This is a genomic window from Methylocystis iwaonis (assembly GCF_027925385.1).
Taxonomy (GTDB): Bacteria; Pseudomonadota; Alphaproteobacteria; order Rhizobiales; family Beijerinckiaceae; genus Methylocystis; species Methylocystis iwaonis.
Map to the genome: position 1 here is coordinate 1,175,642 of NZ_AP027142.1, position 15,820 is coordinate 1,191,461.

Genomic DNA, 15,820 nt, shown 5'->3' on the forward strand with positions numbered 1-15,820 from the left:
CATTCCCGGCGGGCTGAAAGCCCGACCGGGAATCCAGAGCCTCAAGAGCGCTGGTTTGGCTCTGGTTTCCCGATCGCTCGCTTCGCGAGCGTCGGGAATGACAGTGAGCCATCGAGCCTCAACTCACTCAGAACGTCGCCTTCACCGCCAAATACATGCTGCGCCCCGGCTCGGGGAAGCCGTCGGTCAGAACGTAGAGCTGGTCGAAGAGATTGCGCACGCCGGCGGTCACTTTGAAATTGCTGGTCACCTGATAATCGGCGTTGAAGTTCGTCAGGAAATAGGCCCCCGTGCGGTAGTAGGATTGCGTATTCTGATAAGCCGTCCAGCGGCTGCTGGCGATTTCGATATTCGGCGTGAGCGTGATCTCTGGGATGGGGCGGTAGCCGGCATAAAGGAAGAGCTTGATGTCCGGCACGCCGATCGGCTGGAACGTCGGAATATAAGGCGCGTAGACGCGCCGGCGCATGACCGTAAGATTGCCGCCGAGCGAGAAATCTTCGCGCGGCTCATAATCCACGGAAACCTCTGCGCCAGTGAAACGCCCCGCGCCGACATTCTGCGATTGCGTGACATTCGGCCCGTAGGCGGGCATGGGCACGTTCTGGATCAGATTTTGAACCCAGCTATGGAACAGATCGACCGTGAGACGCGCATTGGGCGCAAATTGAGTCGACCAGCCGAGATCGTAATTGACGGCGCGCTCGGGTTGAAGCGTGGGGTTAGAGGTGGCGCCGCCGAAACGCGTGCTGAAGCGCTCGAACAGCGTCGGGTAGCGCACGCGGTCGGACACGTTAAAATAGACGCGGTCGGCGTCGGTTCCGTTATAGCGCCAGATGACGGCGCCCTGGTAGTTCGGTGCGCTCATGTCTTTTGGCGTATAGGTGATCGTGCCTTGAGGCAGAGCGAAACCTTGCGCCTGACGCAGATGTCGCCAGTCGTAGCTGAAGCCGCCGACGATATCGATGTCCTTGCGCGGATGAAACGTATTCTCGATCGCGACGGAATAAGTGTCTTCCAGGCTCGCGATCACCGGCTGGAAGGAGCAAGGCACATTCGCCACGCATCCTTTGGGCTTGCCCTGATAATTCGTGCCGTAGTTGTTTTGCCACTCGGTGTGGGTGTCGAGGCGGTAGTAGAATAAGCCCTTGAGCGTATCGATGTCTTCGAACTGCGTTCCGGCCTCGACTTCGGCGCCGAGCGCGTAATCGGAGTAATGGCTGTCGAAGGATTTGGGCGCCGCTTGGTTGAAGAAGCCGAAGTTATCAAAGGCGAGGATGGAGTTCTCATATTTGCTCCAATAGCCGCGTGTCTTGACATAAGAGGCGTCGCCGAGCTTCGTCTTCGAGAGGAAGTAGAGGTTTTGAACGCGCCAGTAAGGCCATTTCCAGTTGTTTTGCGTGTTAATCGGCTGAGAGACATGAAACGGCGCGCCCTTGTCGCCATCCTGCCGCGAAAAGGTCAGCGAATATTCATCCGTAGCGTTGGGCGTCACGCCAACCTTGGCGTTGACGCTGTAGTCCTGCGTGTAAGACTGGTTGCGGAAGCCCCAGCCTTGGATGGGCGTCGAGACATAGCTCGCGGGCAGTAACCAGCCGTCGAACTTCTGCCAGGCGCCACTGAGCTGCGCGTAATAGAGATCCTTCTTCGTGCCGACGAAACCGTAGTTTTGGACGCCCTGATAGGTACCGTCGCGCCCGAACTCGACACGGCTTCTGAATTCGCTTTCGATCTCGCGCGAGGGTTTGCGCGAAACCAGATTGATCTGCCCGCCCATGCCGCCGGGCCCGTCGAGCACAGAGGCATAGCCCTTGGCGATTTGCGCCTCGGCGATGTCCGGCGTCATGAACCGGGCGAAATCGAGCCTGTTATCGACAGGGAGCATGACCCGCACGCCATCGACAGTGAGCGGAACCTGCCAGCGATCGAAGCCGCGTACATAAATATTCTGCTCGTTGCGCGCGGTGCCGGTCGTGTTGGCGTTGACGCCCGGTGCAATATTGATGGCGCGATCTAGCGTGTCGCGCGCGAAGGTTTCGATCTGGCGATTGGTGATCGTGTAGCCGCCGAAGGCGTCGGTATGCTGCTTGGGCGTCGGCGCGTTATCGGCATTGGCGGGCGCAGCAGATGATGAGGCGCCGTCAGCGCCAGAGCCATTGCCTTGGCTCGTGGGGCCGGTCGGCGTCGCCAGTCGTCGCTCGCCGACCTTGATCTGGCCGAGCTCGAAAGCCTTTGGCGCGCGAATTTCGATCGGCGGCAGGGCGGTTTGCGTCAGCGCCGGCGCGCAGAGCGCCAGCAGCAGGCTGCCGGAAAGCGAAGTGGACGTGAGATATCTGGTCACGCGCGCCCCCCGGCCGCTAGAGAGAGTTGAGAAAAGCGAGCAGGGCGTCGCGCTCCTGCTTTTGAAGTTGACGAAAGGCCTCGGCGGCAGGTTGGGCTTCGCCGCCATGCCAAAGGATCGCTTCCGTGAGCGTGCGCGCGCGTGCGTCATGCAGATAATTTGCGCCGTCGCCGCCCTTGCCGGCGAGGCCGAGGCCCCAGAGCGGCGGCGTGCGCCAGTCGCGCGGGCCGGCGTCGTAATCCGGGCGCCCGTCGGCGAGGCCCTCGCCCATGTCGTGCAGCAGCAGATCCGTATAGGGGTGAATCTCGGCGCCGCTCAGCGCAGGGAGCGCCGGAAGGGCCCCGAGCCGCAGCGTCTCGCGATGGCAAGTCGCGCAGCCGAGCGTGTGGAATTGCTTTTCGCCGGCGACGACCTGCGGCGCGTCGGCCGCGCGGCGCGCGGGAACCGCAAGCCAGCGGATGTAATCCGTGACCGCGTCGAGCTGTGTGTCAGTCAGATCGGGCTTTAGCGAGCCCGCGGCGCGGCAGGCTTCCTGTGTCGCCGTGCACGTCTCGGTCGGAAACATCGAGGAGGTGACGCCAATGTCTTCGGCGAAGGCGTTGGCGATCTGCTGGCGCAGACTCGGTTGATTGGCCTTCAATCCGAACCGACCGAGCGTCCTGGCGTTGGCTTCGATGCTCCAGACAAAATTAGGTCTGCCTTTGCCGGCGAGGATTTCCGCATCCGGCACGGCCTCCAGCAATCCCAGGCCAAAGACCGGCGGCGCGTTGCGCAGCGAGGTCTTCGTCTCTTGTCCCAGCTCGCCATAGGCAAGGCGGCGGAAAGCGAGCTTGGGGCGGCGCAGGGACACGCGCTCGCCATCGGCGAGAGCGACGGTTGTCTCGTCGAAGGCGGCGGTCGCCTGGCCTTCTCCAGGGACTCCGGGAACGCCCTCGGGATTGAGCTGAGCGCCGTAAATGGGATGGGCGCGCGGTCCGCCATGCGCGTCCGTTCCCTCGACGCTCAGCCTCGCCACCATATGCCGCGTGACGCCATTCTCGGGATCAGGAGCGGCGCCGCGTCCGTTTTTCACATGGCAGGCGATACAGGAAAGCCGGTTGTAGAGCGGGCCAAGCCCGATGAGGTCGGGGTGATCGTCAGAGGGGCCGATCAGCCACGCCTGGCGGAACAGCCCCGAGCCGCGTCGGAAGATCGGCGTCTGCGCGGCCGTCAGGCTGTCAATCGGCTGGGTGAAAGCCTCTGTCGGCGGCGCGCTGGTTTCATAGCGCGCCGCGCCCATGAGCAGCAGCGCGCCGAGAAGAAGACCGGCGCGTTTCACGGCGCGATCCCGAGGGTCGCGAGCTTTTCTTTCGCTTGGCGGCGCGCCGTCGCGAGATCGTCGCGCCATTTGGCGATCCGCTGGGGATCGACCGCGTCGCGATCGCCGAAAGCGTCGAGGAAGGCGGGGTCTTTCGCTTCGCGCTCCGAGACCGGCACGACGCTCAAGAGCCGGCGCACCTCGCTCAGCGTCTCTTTGGCTTTGGCCCCGCTGTCCTTGCTCTCGGCCTCGTGGACGGCGCGCCACAGCGCCGCGCGCTCGTCATGGCCTTCGACGATGGCGAGGTCGAAGAGAAGCGTGATCAATGGCGGCCGCCGCCGCCCGATGTCCATATCGTAATCGAGGATCGAGTCGGCCGGCAGTTTGAAGGGATCGACGAGCGCCGCCGGCGCGCCCTGATAGGAGTCGGGCCTTGCCGGATGGCGCATGCTGTCGCGCTCGATCATCAGCTTTTGGCCGTCCGCGGAAAGCGCGAAATCGACGAAGGACTTGGCTTCCGCCGCATGTTTCGTCGCGGCGGTGACGGCGATATGCGCGGGCAGGAAGGCGGTGCGCTCGGGATAGATCATCTCCACCGGCGCGCCATTGGCCTTGGCGCTTACGGCGAAAAAGTCGATGGTGAGTGCAAAGACCGCCGCGCCGTCGCGCACTTGCGCGGTCGGCAGGGCGCCTTGGGCGAGGAGCGCGGCTTCTCCCGCCATCTCGCTCAACTGCGCCCAGCCGTTTTCCCATCCTTCGCTTTGCAGGAAGATGTCGTAGAGCGCAGGGGAAAAGCCGACCTTCGCCGCAATGGGCATCGCCAAGTGGCGCGCATAGTTCGGGGCGGCGAGATCACGCCAGCGCTTCGGCGCCGCGAGACCGCTCGCCGCGGCGAGCGCCGGATTCATCACGACGCCATAGCCCGCGACGTCATAGGCCTCGTAAAACCCCGCCGGGTCGGAGATTTGCTCGCGCCCGAGGCGGCCCGGAAGCGCCGTGCGGTCCACCGAGATTTTCTGGAAGGCGCCGCGCTCGCGCAGGGTCGCGAAATTGGCGATGGTCGGCGCCCAATAGACATCGGCGCCGCCTTGCGCCGGCTTGCTGAGCTCGGCAAGCGCGTCCCGCGATTGCTTCCAGACGAACTGAATATGGAGGTCCGGATAGCGTTTCTCGAATTCTTGCTCGTAACGCGTCGTGAGCTCTTCCGGGAAGCTGGTGACGACGACGATCTTGGTTTCCTCCGCCTGCGCCAGGCGAAGCGGGATGGCGTCAAATGCGATGCATCCCAGGAGCGTCGCGCGGGAGATGGCGGCGACGCCGCGCTTGAATCGATTCGATATGTTTATCTGGTACATAACGGAAAGCTATGACAAGCTGTGCAATACTGTCAACAGAGGCCAAGCTTAAAAAGTACGCGAATATAGCGCTAAATGACGGCGCCAGAAGGCTTGCAAGCAAGCGCGGTATCGCAGTCCTGCATTATATATGGCGCCTATATGTATATGGCGCGCCGGCGTGGCGAAGGCGGGCGCAAGCGCAGATCGCCCGCCCGCGGAGGGCAGGGGCGTGCGCAGATAATCCTGTGGCGGCGCGCGGCCGGCTCAGAGCGCATTCCGCAAGAGTTAGTAGACTTTTGATTCCATGCGAGCGAAAGCGCGCTAGAGTTGGAACGGGATGAGAAGCTGGCTGATTGGCGCCCTCGCCATCGCCGCAATCACCGCCTCTGCGATGGCGCGGCCTCTCTCGTCCGTGCCCGTCCAACAAGCGGCGCGGCCGCGCGGGTCGATCTCGACGAGCTTCACTTCGGCGGGCGCAGCAACGCCGTCGCGCGCGATTCCGCGCAGAAAACCATCCATCGGCGCCTTTATCGGCTGGCTGTCCAAATGGCCGAGAACAAAGCCCTTGAAGACCTGCGCGCCGATGTCGAGCGGCGTGCGCCACACGCCCGGCCGCGCCGAATAGACGAAACGCTCCTTGCCGACGCCGCCCAAGGCGCGCGCGACCCCATCGGCGTCGCGCGTCTCGCCGGCGTCGAGAAGCGCGCCCGTCTTCGTGGGGTGGGTTTCGATGGCGATGTCGCAGTTCTCGCCCACAGCAAATTTTGGTCCGACGCCGATAGCGAGTCCGGCGACGCCGCGAAGGTCCGGCGTGACGCGGTGTTTTTGAAGTCGCGCGTCGACGACGGCGACGGGGGCGCGCAAGGTGATCAGATCGGTCAATTGTAGATGCGTGACGGCCGCCCGCCCGCGCAAGGCGAGGGCGTCGATGATCTCCAAAGCGGTCTCGGCGCGCTGCCCGACGACGCCGTCGACGGCGACCTGATCGTCGAATAGCGCGTCATGGAACGCCATCCCACGCCGGATGACGGGTGGAAACGGGTCATGGCTCAGCACGACGCGAAAACGCTCCCAGCAGAGCCTGACGGCGATCGCCGAGGCGATCTCATTCGTCCCGAGGATAATCGCGTATGGATCGGCCTGATTATGCAGAAAGCTACGCGGCTGGAGATCGTTCATCGCTGCATCCCTTTTCTCGGGAGATTGGCAGCAAGGAGCGGGCCAATGAGGCGACTAACGGGCAATCGGAAGGAATTCAATATATATAGCGCTGCAAAGTAGAGGCGTCTGGTTTCTGGCGTCTTGAAGCTTCATTGGGCCAGCCTTGTGCCGTCTGACGCAATTTTGTGGCAAAGCGGACATCGAGGGCGCTCGCCCGCGCCGGCCTCAGGCGCCGAGCTTCTTTTTGAGCGCCGCTACGGGGTCCGACGTTTCCAGATTGTCCAAGACGATCGCCGCCCCGGCAAGATTCGCGTTGATCAGATCGCTGACCTGCGAAAGCCATTGTTCCGCATCGCCGGCGTCAGCCTCCGCCTTGGCGGCCCGTGCTTCGGCGGCCCCGGCCCTCGTCCGCTCCTTCAAAAGCTCGGTTTCCGCTCTCACGGCCCTTTCTTCGGCCTGAACGGCGCGGCGCTCGGCGGCGGAGAGTTTCTTGCCGAGGTCGCAGTTGAGCTGCTCGGCCTCGCGGACGCGATCGCGGTAAAGCGCAACTGTGTTCTCAGAGGATGCAAAATCCGCCTGAAGTTGGCGAATAGCCTCGACAGCCCAATTCTCTATGTCGGCGTTCCGCTTTTCGAGAAACTCCAGAGCCGTGTTCGCTCTCGTCAGGAGGTCGAGGGCGGCCGTCAGCGCCGGGCGCGGAGGAAAGCCGAGCGCGCTGTTCAGCTTTTTCCGCAAGACGTCGAGGTCGTTGTCCAGCGCGGAACCCAGGGGATTTTGAATAAATTGATGCTTCATAACGGCCATCGAAGTCTGCCAGTCAGTGGAGGATTTCGAGAACGAAGAGACGGCGCAGGGCGTCGTCTCGAAGCCGGCGCCGTTCGCTCTCCGCGGCTGGGGCATCGGTGTCATCGGTAAAGGCAAGTCGAACCATATGCGCGTGGAACCTTGGCAATTCTTGCTGTTTAATGACTGATTCGTGAAGCAAAAAGAAGCGGGCTCAGTTCCCCAAGCTGAAGGTTCCATGGAGTCGTAGACTAAGGTAGCGGAAATATTGATTTTTTAGTCAGAGGGTGTGAGGGACTGCGTATACGGTTTCTTGCTGCTCCGAGTGTTGAAATGACCGAGGCCGCTTTCTGTAGCCGCCATTACTTTTGAAACCAGCGTTTAGCCGCGAAGCGCCGAGGCGCGAGCAGATCGCCCGAGTCGCTGAACATTGGTGGTGCCCAAGGTAGGGAACGATCGGCCGCTCGCTTGTGGGCGCGCGATTTTGCGCGAACCGGTATAAGCGTTATCGGCCTACAAGAGTTCTTCGGTAGAGCAGCGGCGCGGCCAACCGTCCCTAAGACGAGTCGCTGTCAACTCGACGCCAGTATGCTTATCTATTATTGATTGATGGTGGAGCCAGACGGAATCGAACCGACGACCTCTTCAATGCCATTGAAGCGCTCTCCCAACTGAGCTATGGCCCCATCTTTTCTACGGGCCTCTTGGGGGAGGCTGCGGCCGACGCGGCGTCGACGGGCGGTGTATAGTTCAGCCGGGCTTTGTCTGCAAGCCCGGCGAGCGGCTTTATGTCAATTTTCTCACAGGCCTCAAGCGGCCGCCGCCGTCACCCTGTTGCGGCCCGAGGTTTTGGAGGCGTAGAGGGCCTTGTCGGCGCGCCGCATCAGGGCGTCGGCGTTGGCGTCGGCGCCGCGCTCGGCGAGGCCGATGGAGGTGGTGACCGGAATCGTCCGCGTCGCCTTGGGGTCGACGGGGAAGCGCGCGCCCTCGACCGCCGCGCGCACGCGTTCGGCGATTCGCTCGGCAACGGCGAGCGGCGTATCGGGCATGACGACGACGAACTCCTCGCCGCCCAGGCGGCAGACGAGATCGGCGCTGCGCAGGACGCGCTTGATGCGTTGGGCGAAGGCCTTCAGCACCTCGTCGCCGGCGTCGTGGCCATAGGTGTCGTTGACCGATTTGAAGTGATCGATGTCGAGAATCATCAAGGACAGAGGCCGGCCCTTATGGGCGGTCTGGTCGAGCGCCGTGGCGAGATGGGTCTCGAGGAAGCGGCGGTTGTTCAACCCGGTGAGCGCGTCGACGACCGCGAGCTCAATCGCCGCCTGCACGTTTTCGTGCAGCGAGTCCGTGTAGCGCTTGCGCCGCAACTGCGTGCGCACGCGCGCCAGAAGCTCGTTGCGGTCGATCGGCCGCATGATATAGTCGTTCACGCCCAGATCGAGACCCCGCAGGACGCGCTGGCGGTCGTCCATATCGGCCAACAGGAGGATCGGCAGCGTGCGGGTGCGTTCCAGCGAGCGCAATTGGCTGCACAGCCGCAGCGCGTCGAAATGGGCGAGGTTGAGGCTGACGACGACGAGCTCGTAATTATTCTCGGCGGCCCGGAACAAGGCCTCCTGCGGATGCTGTTCGATGTCGATGTCGTGGAAGTCGCGCAGCGCGGAGTCGATCCGGTCGGCCGAGCTCGGGCGATCCTCGACCAGCAGGATGCGGCCGCGCGCCCCGTCGTTGGGCTCGCGGGAGGCGAGGCCGAGATTGGCCGAGGTGCTGGCGCGGGCGCGCAATTCGTCGATGGTGATCTTGAGGCGCGCCAGCGACCGGACGCGCGCGATCAGCGCGATCTCGTCGACGGGCTTGGTGAGGAAATCGTCGGCGCCGCATTCGAGGCCGTGCACGCGATCCTCCGGTTGATCGAGCGCCGTCACGATCACCACCGGCAGATGCATTGTGGCGGGGTCGGCTTTCAACCGCGAGCAGACCTCGAATCCGTCCATGCCCGGCATCATGACGTCGAGCAGAACGATGTCGCAGCGCCCTTCGCGGCAGAGCTCCAGAGCCTGCGGGCCGTTCGTCGCCGTCACCACGTCGAAATATTCAGCAGAGAGGCGGGCTTCCAGCAGTTTGATGTTGGGGAGCAGATCGTCGACGATCAGGACGCGCGCGGTCATAGGGCTGACGTCTCCTAGTTCTTGTCCGCAAGGAAGGAATTCACCGTCTCCAGAAATTTCGCGACCGAGATCGGCTTGGAGAGATAAGCCTCGCAGCCGCCCTGGCGGATTTTCTCTTCGTCGCCCTTCATCGCGAAGGCGGTAATGGCGATGACCGGAATATCTTTCAGTTCATCGTCATCCTTCAGCCAGCGGGTGACTTCCAGGCCGCTGACCTCCGGCAATTGAATATCCATCAAGATGAGATCGGGCCGGTGCTCGCGCGCGAGCGAAATCGCGTCGACGCCGCTTTTGGTGCGAAGCGTCGCGTGCCCATTCGCCTCCAACAGATCGTTGAAGAGCTTCATGTTCAATTCGTTATCCTCTACGATGAGGACTGTTTTCTTCATGGCCCAGCTCTTGAAACGCGGCTGCTTCGAGGCGGCAAAAGGATCGAAGGGCCGTTTCGTTCATGCCTAACATGGGAGTATTAATGAAAATCGGCCGGAATGCGCGAGATATTCGCGCCCCAAAGACGATCGAGCCGGCGCCGGCGGAATTGGCTTTGCGCGCGCTGGCTTATCTCACCCACGACGAAGAGCGCGTGTCGCGATTTCTCGCTTTGACAGGGCTCGACGCGGGCGATGTGCCCGCGCTCCTCGGCGATCGCGGCTTTCATCTCGCGGTTCTCGATCATTTGGCCGGGGATGAGGATGTGCTTTTGGCCTTCGCCGCCGCCGAAGGGCTGTCGCCGGAGGCCGTGGGTCGCGCCCGAAGGTCTCTCGGCGGCGGCGATTAGGCTAGGCCCTGCCTGATTGGACATGCTCGAAAGATCGCGCGGGCCTTCGCCGTTATCGTAACGAGAGGCTTAAGCGCTTGCGCCAAGGGCATCCGCGCCGGCTTTGGCGACGATCCCATCCTCGAATGATTGCACCCCGGACACGCCGATGGCGCCGATGACTTGCCCCTCATAGACGAGCGGCAGGCCGCCTTCGACAGGGATGATATGGGGCAGGCTCAGCAGCGCGACCCTGCCGCCGGCGACGGTCTCTTCCAGCGCTTTGCTGGGACGTTTAAACAGCGCCGCGGCGCGCGCCTTCGCCTGGGCGATGTCGCAGGAGGCGGGCTGCACGCCGTCGAGGCGCTCGAGATAGACGAGCAGGCCCGCGTCGTCGACGATGGCGATCACCACGCTCCAGCCATTGCGCTGGGCCTCCTCCGCAGCCGCCGCCGCCACGCGCTTGGCGTCGGCGAGCGTCAAAACGAACTTCATTTTCATTTCGTCTCCTTTTGATTGGACCGTGAGCCTTTAATTGGACCGCGAGCCTTCAGGCTCGCTCGAGAAGCGCGCGGTCCGGAAGCGTCGGACTTGCGCCCATCCTGCGCCTCGACTAGGGAAAATTTCCGAGGCCGCTGCAATCCCACGCCCGGAGCGCCGGCGCAACGGCGCGCTCGATGCGCTGAGGAGGCGCTGATTAATGACGCTGGCCATGCCTGCGCCGGAGCCCGAGATTCTCGCGCGGCGCGACGAGCTGATCGAGCGCCTGCGCGCCATTTTGCCGACGCAGAACCTCATCATGGACGAGACGGCGCGCCGCGCTTACGAATGCGACGCCTTCACTATGTATCGCGCGCTGCCGCTCGTGGTCGCCTTGCCCGAGACCGTGGCGCAGGTGAGCGCCGTTCTGGCGCTTGCCGCCGAAATGAACGTCAAGATCGTGCCGCGCGGTTCGGGCACCTCGCTTTCCGGCGGCTCGATGCCGCTCGAAGACGGCATTCTGCTCGGCATGTCGAAGTTCAACCGCATTCTCGAGATCGACTATGAGAACCGCTGCGCGCGCGTGCAGCCTGGCGTGCAAAATCTCGCCATCTCCAAGGCGGTCGAGAGTCGCGGCTTTTATTACGCGCCCGATCCCTCCTCGCAGATCGCCTGCTCCATCGGCGGCAATGTGGCCGAGAACGCCGGGGGCGTGCACTGTCTCAAATATGGCCTGACGACCAATAATATCCTCGGGCTTGAAGTGGTGCTGATGGGGGGCGAGATCATTCGCCTCGGCGGCAAACATCTCGATAGCGAGGCCTATGATCTTCTCGGCCTGATGACCGGCTCGGAAGGCCTGCTCGGCGTCGTCACCGAAGTCACCGTGCGCATTCTGCAAAAGCCCGCCGTTGCGCGCGGGCTGCTCGTCGGCTTTTCGAGCGTCGAGGCCGGCGCGCGCTTTGTCGGCGCCGTCATCGCGCGGGGGATTATCCCCGGCGGCATGGAGATGATGGACAAGGCGACGATCCACGCCGTCGAGCGTTTCCAGCCCTGCGGCTATCCGCTCGACGCCGAGGCGATCGTGATCGTCGAGCTCGACGGCGCGCAGGCGGAGGTCGACCACCTCGTTGGTCTTGTCGAGACGATTGCGCGCGACGAAGGCGCGACGACGACCAAGGTCTCCAAAAGCGAAGCCGAGCGCCTGCAATTCTGGGCCGGCCGCAAGAACGCCTTTCCGGCGGTCTCCTGCATCAAGCCGGATTATCTGTGCATGGACGGCACGATTCCGCGCGCGCGCCTGCCGGAGGTGCTCGCGGGCATGGATGAAATCGCCAAGCGCGAGGGCCTGCAGGTCGCCAATGTTTTCCATGCGGGCGACGGCAATCTGCATCCACTCATTCTCTATGACGCTTCGATCGAAGGGGAAATGGAGCGGGCCGAGAAGGTCGGTTTCGACATCTTGCGTCTTTGCGTCGCCGTCGGCGGCGTGCTCACCGGCGAACATGGCGTGGGCGTCGAAAAGCGCGATCTGATGGGCGAGATGTTCAACGAGACCGATCTCGATCAGCAATTGCGCGTCAAATGCGCCTTCGACTCCTTGAACAGACTCAATCCCGGCAAGGTTTTCCCAACGCTGCATCGCTGCGCCGAGTTCGGCATGATGCATGTGTCGGGCGGCAAGACGCCGTTCCCCGATCTGCCGAGATTCTGACATGGACGCTCTCCTGGCCACGCTCGATATTCGCGACGCCGCCGACGCCGTCGACGCCTTGCGCGCCGCCAACACGCGCAAAACGCCTTTCGCCATTGTCGGCGCCGGCTCGAAAAAGCGCCTCGGCCGCCATGCGCCTTTGCAGCAACACATCTCCACGCGCGCGCTGACGGGCGTGACGCTCTATGAGCCCGAGGAGCTCGTACTCTCCGCCCGCTCAGGGACGCCTTTGCGCGAGATCGAGGAGCTACTCGACGCGCATAACCAGCAGCTCGCTTTCGAGCCGATGGATTATGCGCCGCTGCTCGGCGGCGCGACCAGGAGCGCGACGATCGGCGGGGCGATCGCCGTCAACGCTTCCGGCCCGCGCCGCATCAAGGCAGGAGCCGCGCGCGATCATCTGTTGGGGTTTCACTGTGTGACCGGGCGCGGCGAGGTGGTGAAATCCGGCGGCCGCGTCATGAAAAACGTTACGGGTTATGATCTCTCAAAGCTTGTCTGCGGCTCCTACGGCACGTTGGCGCTTCTCACCGAAGTAACGTTGAAGGTTCTGCCGAAGGCGGAGACAGAGCAGACTCTCCTGGTCCTCGGTCTCGACGAAGCGCAAAGCCTTGCGCAATTGCGCCGCGCGTCGGGATCGCCGCATGAAGTGTCCTCCTTCGCCATGCTGCCGGCGGGCGCCGCGCCGCTCGGGCTCGACGCCAACGCGGCGCTGCTGCGGATCGAAGGCCCCGAGATTTCGGTTTCGACTCGGCGCGAGGCGCTGATCGCGCAACTTGGCGATACCGGCGCGCGCTTCGAGACATTGCCGCAAAACGAGTCCGGGGCGCTTTGGGCGGCGCTGCGCGACGTCACGCCGCTTGCCGCGCATAGCGGGCAGATCTGGCGCCTTTCCGTTGCGCCGACAGACGGTCTCGCCGTCTTGGACGAGCTGCGCAACGCTGGCGCGCCGATCATTGCCTATTACTACGATTGGGCGGGCGGGCTCGTCTGGCTTTGCCTGGAGCCGGCGGGCGACGCTCATGCGGGAACAATACGCACCGCTGTCGATGCCTGTGGCGGCCATGCAACTCTCATCCGCGCTTCCGACGATATTCGCGCGCGCGTAGACGTCTTTCATCCGCAGCCGGCGCCGCTTGCCGCGCTGACCAAGCGCGTGAAGGAGAGTTTTGATCCCGCGCATATTCTGGAGCGCGGCCGCATGCGCGAGGCGTTTTGAGATGCAGACGCATTTCTCTCTTGCCGCGCTCGCGGACCCGGACATGGCGCAATCGGAGAAGATCCTGCGCGCTTGCGTGCATTGCGGCTTCTGCACGGCGACCTGCCCGACATATCTTCTCACGGCCGACGAATTGGATTCGCCGCGCGGGCGCATTTATCTCATCAAGGAGATGTTGGAGAATGGGCGCGCCGCCGACGCGCGCACGGCGCATCATGTCGATCGCTGCCTCTCCTGTCTTTCCTGCATGACGACTTGTCCGTCGAGCGTGCATTACATGCATCTCATCGACCATGCGCGCGCCCATATAGAGGCGACCTATCAGCGGTCCTTCGCGGATAAGGCGCTGCGCGCCGTGCTTGCTTTCGTTCTCCCGCGCCCGTCCTTGTTCCGGTTCGCGTTGCGTTTCGCTGCCGCCGCGAGGCCGTTCGCCTGCTATTTGCCAGAGCGCCTGCGCGCGATGCTATCGCTCGCGCCCGCTGAATTGCCAGCGCCGTCGGACGTCGATCGCCCGCAAGTTTTCCCGGCGCAGGGCGCCCGCCAGATGCGCGTCGCGCTTCTGAATGGCTGCGCGCAAACCGCGCTGGACACGCGTATCAATGAAGCCACCGTGCGTCTCCTCACGCGCCACGGCGTCGAGGTCGTCGTCGCCGAGGGCGCCGGATGTTGCGGGGCGCTGCCGCATCATCTCGGCAAGGTCGATGAGGCCCATGCATTTGCGCGCAGGAACATCGACGCCTGGACGCGCGAGATAGAGACAGGCGGCCTCGATCATATCGTCATCAACACGTCGGGCTGTGGCACGAGCGTGAAGGACTACGGCTTCATGTTCCGCAACGACGCCGCGCTTGCGGGCAACGCCGCACGCATTTCCGCGCTGGCCTGCGACGTGAGCGAGCTTATCGATAAATTGCAGTTCGAGCGCGTCGACGTCCCGCGCCTGAGGGTCGCCTATCACGCGGCTTGCTCGTTGCAGCACGGCCAGAAAATCACGCGCGAGCCAGTTGCGGCGCTGGAGCGCGCTGGCTTCGAGGTTGTCGCCGTGCCCGAGGGGCACATCTGTTGCGGTTCGGCGGGGACCTACAATCTTTTGCAGTCCGAGCTGGCCGACCAGCTTCGCGCGCGCAAGGTCGCCAATATCGAGAGCGTCGCGGCGCAGGTCATCGCCGCCGGCAATCTCGGCTGCATGGCGCAGATCGGGGCGGGGACCGCGATCCCGATCGTGCATACGGTCGAACTATTGGATTGGGCGACAGGCGGGCAGAAGCCGGAGGCGCTGGCTTAGGGCGTCATTGCGAGGAGCGTAGCGACGAAGCAATCCAGCGCAGTCGTCGCGGGTTCGGGATTGCTTCGCTGCGCTCGCAATGACGGGCGTTACCGCAAGAACCCCACAATATCCTTCACGGCGTTCATATTCTCGCGCGCCAGCGCGCGGGCGCGGTCGGAACCGTCGCGCAGCACCTGGTCGATATAGCCTTCATCCTCGCGGATGCGGCGCATTTGCGCGGTGATCGGGGAGAGTTTCGCGACCGCGAGATCGACCAGCGCGCTTTTGAAGGTCGAGAAATTCGCGCCGCCGTATTCGCTTAGAACCTCCGCTTTCGCGCGCCCCGACAGCGCGGCGAAAATGCCGACGAGATTGTCCGCCTCCGGCCGGCCTTCGAGACCCTTTTCCTCGGAGGGCAGGGGCTCGGGATCCGTCTTGGCCTTCTTCACCTTCGTCGCGATCTGGTCGGCGTCGTCGGAGAGATTGATGCGCGAATAATCCGAGGCGTCCGATTTCGACATTTTCTTCGTGCCGTCGCGCAGGCTCATGACGCGCGTCGCCGGGCCGGCGATCAGCGGCTCGGGCAGGGGGAAGAAGCCTTCCCCGAAGCCATTGCGCTCGATCGAGGCGCCGAAATCATTGTTGAACTTCTGCGCAATGTCGCGCGCGAGCTCGAGATGCTGCTTCTGGTCCTCGCCGACCGGCACATGGGTGGCGCGATAGAGCAGGATGTCGGCGGCCATCAGGACAGGGTAGTCCAACAGGCCCATCGAGGCGTTCTCGCGGTCCTTGCCGGCCTTGTCCTTGAACTGGGTCATGCGGTTGAGCCAGCCGATGCGGGCCACGCAGTTCAGCACCCAGGCGAGCTCCGCGTGCTCGGCGACCTGGCTCTGGTTGAAGACGATGTTCTTCTTGGGGTCGATGCCGCAGGCGAGGAAGGCCGCCGCGATCTCACGCGTGTTGTTGCGCAGCTCGATCGGGTCCTGCGGCACGGTGATCGCGTGCAGGTCGACGACGCAATAGAGGCACTCGAAGCGCTCCTGCAGCTCGACGAATTTGACGATGGCGCCGAGATAATTGCCGAGATGCAGATTGCCGGTGGACTGCACGCCCGAGAAAACGCGCTGGGGGAAGCTGGACATGGATTGCGCCGTCGAGGGTTGAGGAACTTTGGCGGGGGTTATGACAATGCGCGGGCGCGGGCGCAAGTGTGGGAATCTCTCCTCTCCCGCTTGCGGGAGAGGGTGGCCCGGCGAAGCCGGGTCGGGTGAGGGCCCTCATCCGTCACCGCTT

General features: G+C 63.6%; 14 protein-coding genes and 1 tRNA gene. 5 read left to right on the forward strand and 10 right to left on the reverse strand.

The genetic code is table 11. The annotated features are described in order from the left end of the window. Positions 1-127: 127 nt before the first annotated feature. The 5 genes from QMG84_RS05645 to QMG84_RS05665 all read right to left on the reverse strand — a co-directional run bounded on the left by QMG84_RS05645 (position 128) and on the right by QMG84_RS05665 (position 6,931). Complete coding sequence (locus tag QMG84_RS05645; protein WP_281931073.1) at positions 128-2,341, reverse strand: TonB-dependent receptor plug domain-containing protein; 2,214 nt, start codon at positions 2,339-2,341, stop codon at positions 128-130. A gap of 16 nt (positions 2,342-2,357) precedes the next feature. Then, positions 2,358-3,659 carry a di-heme oxidoreductase family protein gene (locus QMG84_RS05650; protein ID WP_281931075.1) on the reverse strand — a complete coding sequence of 434 codons (1,302 nt, stop codon included), beginning with the start codon at positions 3,657-3,659 and terminating at the stop codon, positions 2,358-2,360. After that, entirely contained in the window at positions 3,656-4,993 is a 1,338-nt protein-coding gene (locus QMG84_RS05655) for an ABC transporter substrate-binding protein (RefSeq protein ID WP_281931077.1), read from the reverse strand. Before QMG84_RS05655 ends, QMG84_RS05650 begins: the two co-directional genes overlap by 4 nt. 303 nt (positions 4,994-5,296) lie before the next feature. After that, complete coding sequence (locus QMG84_RS05660) at positions 5,297-6,154, reverse strand: xanthine dehydrogenase (RefSeq protein ID WP_281931078.1); 858 nt, start codon at positions 6,152-6,154, stop codon at positions 5,297-5,299. 207 nt (positions 6,155-6,361) lie between these two features. Beyond that, positions 6,362-6,931 carry a hypothetical protein gene (locus QMG84_RS05665; RefSeq protein ID WP_202072296.1) on the reverse strand — a complete coding sequence of 190 codons (570 nt, stop codon included), beginning with the start codon at positions 6,929-6,931 and terminating at the stop codon, positions 6,362-6,364. A gap of 25 nt (positions 6,932-6,956) precedes the next feature. Between QMG84_RS05665 and QMG84_RS05670 the strand changes: the two genes are divergently transcribed. Continuing rightward, positions 6,957-7,109 (forward strand): hypothetical protein, encoded by a 153-nt coding sequence (locus tag QMG84_RS05670; RefSeq protein WP_281931079.1) that lies wholly within the window; start codon positions 6,957-6,959, stop codon positions 7,107-7,109. A gap of 420 nt (positions 7,110-7,529) precedes the next feature. Here the strand turns inward: QMG84_RS05670 and QMG84_RS05675 are convergent. The 3 genes from QMG84_RS05675 to QMG84_RS05685 all read right to left on the reverse strand — a co-directional run bounded on the left by QMG84_RS05675 (position 7,530) and on the right by QMG84_RS05685 (position 9,479). Beyond that, positions 7,530-7,605, reverse strand: a tRNA-Ala gene (locus tag QMG84_RS05675). Positions 7,606-7,728: 123 nt separating this feature from the next. Continuing rightward, positions 7,729-9,090: a PleD family two-component system response regulator gene (locus QMG84_RS05680; RefSeq protein ID WP_281931081.1), complete on the reverse strand. Its 1,362-nt coding sequence runs from the start codon at positions 9,088-9,090 to the stop codon at positions 7,729-7,731. A gap of 14 nt (positions 9,091-9,104) precedes the next feature. Next, positions 9,105-9,479, reverse strand: coding sequence for a response regulator (locus QMG84_RS05685; protein WP_165053463.1), 375 nt, complete (start codon positions 9,477-9,479; stop codon positions 9,105-9,107). Between the two features lie 83 nt (positions 9,480-9,562). Here QMG84_RS05685 and QMG84_RS05690 point away from each other — a divergent pair, with 83 nt between their 5' ends. Continuing rightward, positions 9,563-9,868, forward strand: coding sequence for a DUF3572 domain-containing protein (locus tag QMG84_RS05690; RefSeq protein ID WP_202072299.1), 306 nt, complete (start codon positions 9,563-9,565; stop codon positions 9,866-9,868). Between the two features lie 69 nt (positions 9,869-9,937). On the opposite strand, the gene QMG84_RS05695 is transcribed toward QMG84_RS05690, so the two are convergent. Further along, on the reverse strand, positions 9,938-10,348 hold the full coding sequence (locus QMG84_RS05695; RefSeq protein WP_281931083.1) for a GlcG/HbpS family heme-binding protein: 411 nt from the start codon (positions 10,346-10,348) through the stop codon (positions 9,938-9,940). 199 nt (positions 10,349-10,547) lie between these two features. On the opposite strand from QMG84_RS05695, the gene QMG84_RS05700 reads away from it, so the two are divergent. From QMG84_RS05700 to glcF, 3 genes are read left to right on the forward strand one after another with little or no spacing between them, the layout of a single operon-like run. Next, the gene (locus QMG84_RS05700; protein ID WP_281931085.1) at positions 10,548-12,041 is read left to right on the forward strand and encodes an FAD-linked oxidase C-terminal domain-containing protein; all 1,494 of its coding nucleotides are present in this window, start codon (positions 10,548-10,550) and stop codon (positions 12,039-12,041) included. Position 12,042: 1 nt separating this feature from the next. Continuing rightward, positions 12,043-13,260 (forward strand): glycolate oxidase subunit GlcE, encoded by a 1,218-nt coding sequence (glcE, locus tag QMG84_RS05705; protein WP_281931087.1) that lies wholly within the window; start codon positions 12,043-12,045, stop codon positions 13,258-13,260. A 1-nt stretch (position 13,261) separates the two neighbouring features. Beyond that, positions 13,262-14,545, forward strand: coding sequence for a glycolate oxidase subunit GlcF (gene glcF, locus QMG84_RS05710; protein WP_281931091.1), 1,284 nt, complete (start codon positions 13,262-13,264; stop codon positions 14,543-14,545). An 89-nt stretch (positions 14,546-14,634) separates the two neighbouring features. Here the strand turns inward: glcF and trpS are convergent, their stop codons facing one another. Beyond that, complete coding sequence (gene trpS / locus QMG84_RS05715) at positions 14,635-15,669, reverse strand: tryptophan--tRNA ligase (protein WP_281931092.1); 1,035 nt, start codon at positions 15,667-15,669, stop codon at positions 14,635-14,637. Positions 15,670-15,820: the final 151 nt, after the last annotated feature.

What these genes read in the sequence shown, in the direction of transcription:
- trpS (WP_281931092.1), bottom strand. Translation starts at nt 15,669, where the DNA reads ATGTCCAGCTTCCCCCAGCGCGTTTTCTCGGGCGTGCAGTCCACCGGC.
- QMG84_RS05665 (WP_202072296.1), bottom strand. Translation starts at nt 6,931, where the DNA reads ATGAAGCATCAATTTATTCAAAATCCCCTGGGTTCCGCGCTGGACAAC.
- glcF (WP_281931091.1), top strand. Translation starts at nt 13,262, where the DNA reads ATGCAGACGCATTTCTCTCTTGCCGCGCTCGCGGACCCGGACATGGCG.
- QMG84_RS05660 (WP_281931078.1), bottom strand. Translation starts at nt 6,154, where the DNA reads ATGAACGATCTCCAGCCGCGTAGCTTTCTGCATAATCAGGCCGATCCA.
- QMG84_RS05680 (WP_281931081.1), bottom strand. Translation starts at nt 9,090, where the DNA reads ATGACCGCGCGCGTCCTGATCGTCGACGATCTGCTCCCCAACATCAAA.
- QMG84_RS05685 (WP_165053463.1), bottom strand. Translation starts at nt 9,479, where the DNA reads ATGAAGAAAACAGTCCTCATCGTAGAGGATAACGAATTGAACATGAAG.
- QMG84_RS05695 (WP_281931083.1), bottom strand. Translation starts at nt 10,348, where the DNA reads ATGAAAATGAAGTTCGTTTTGACGCTCGCCGACGCCAAGCGCGTGGCG.
- QMG84_RS05690 (WP_202072299.1), top strand. Translation starts at nt 9,563, where the DNA reads ATGAAAATCGGCCGGAATGCGCGAGATATTCGCGCCCCAAAGACGATC.
- QMG84_RS05655 (WP_281931077.1), bottom strand. Translation starts at nt 4,993, where the DNA reads ATGTACCAGATAAACATATCGAATCGATTCAAGCGCGGCGTCGCCGCC.
- QMG84_RS05700 (WP_281931085.1), top strand. Translation starts at nt 10,548, where the DNA reads ATGACGCTGGCCATGCCTGCGCCGGAGCCCGAGATTCTCGCGCGGCGC.
- glcE (WP_281931087.1), top strand. Translation starts at nt 12,043, where the DNA reads ATGGACGCTCTCCTGGCCACGCTCGATATTCGCGACGCCGCCGACGCC.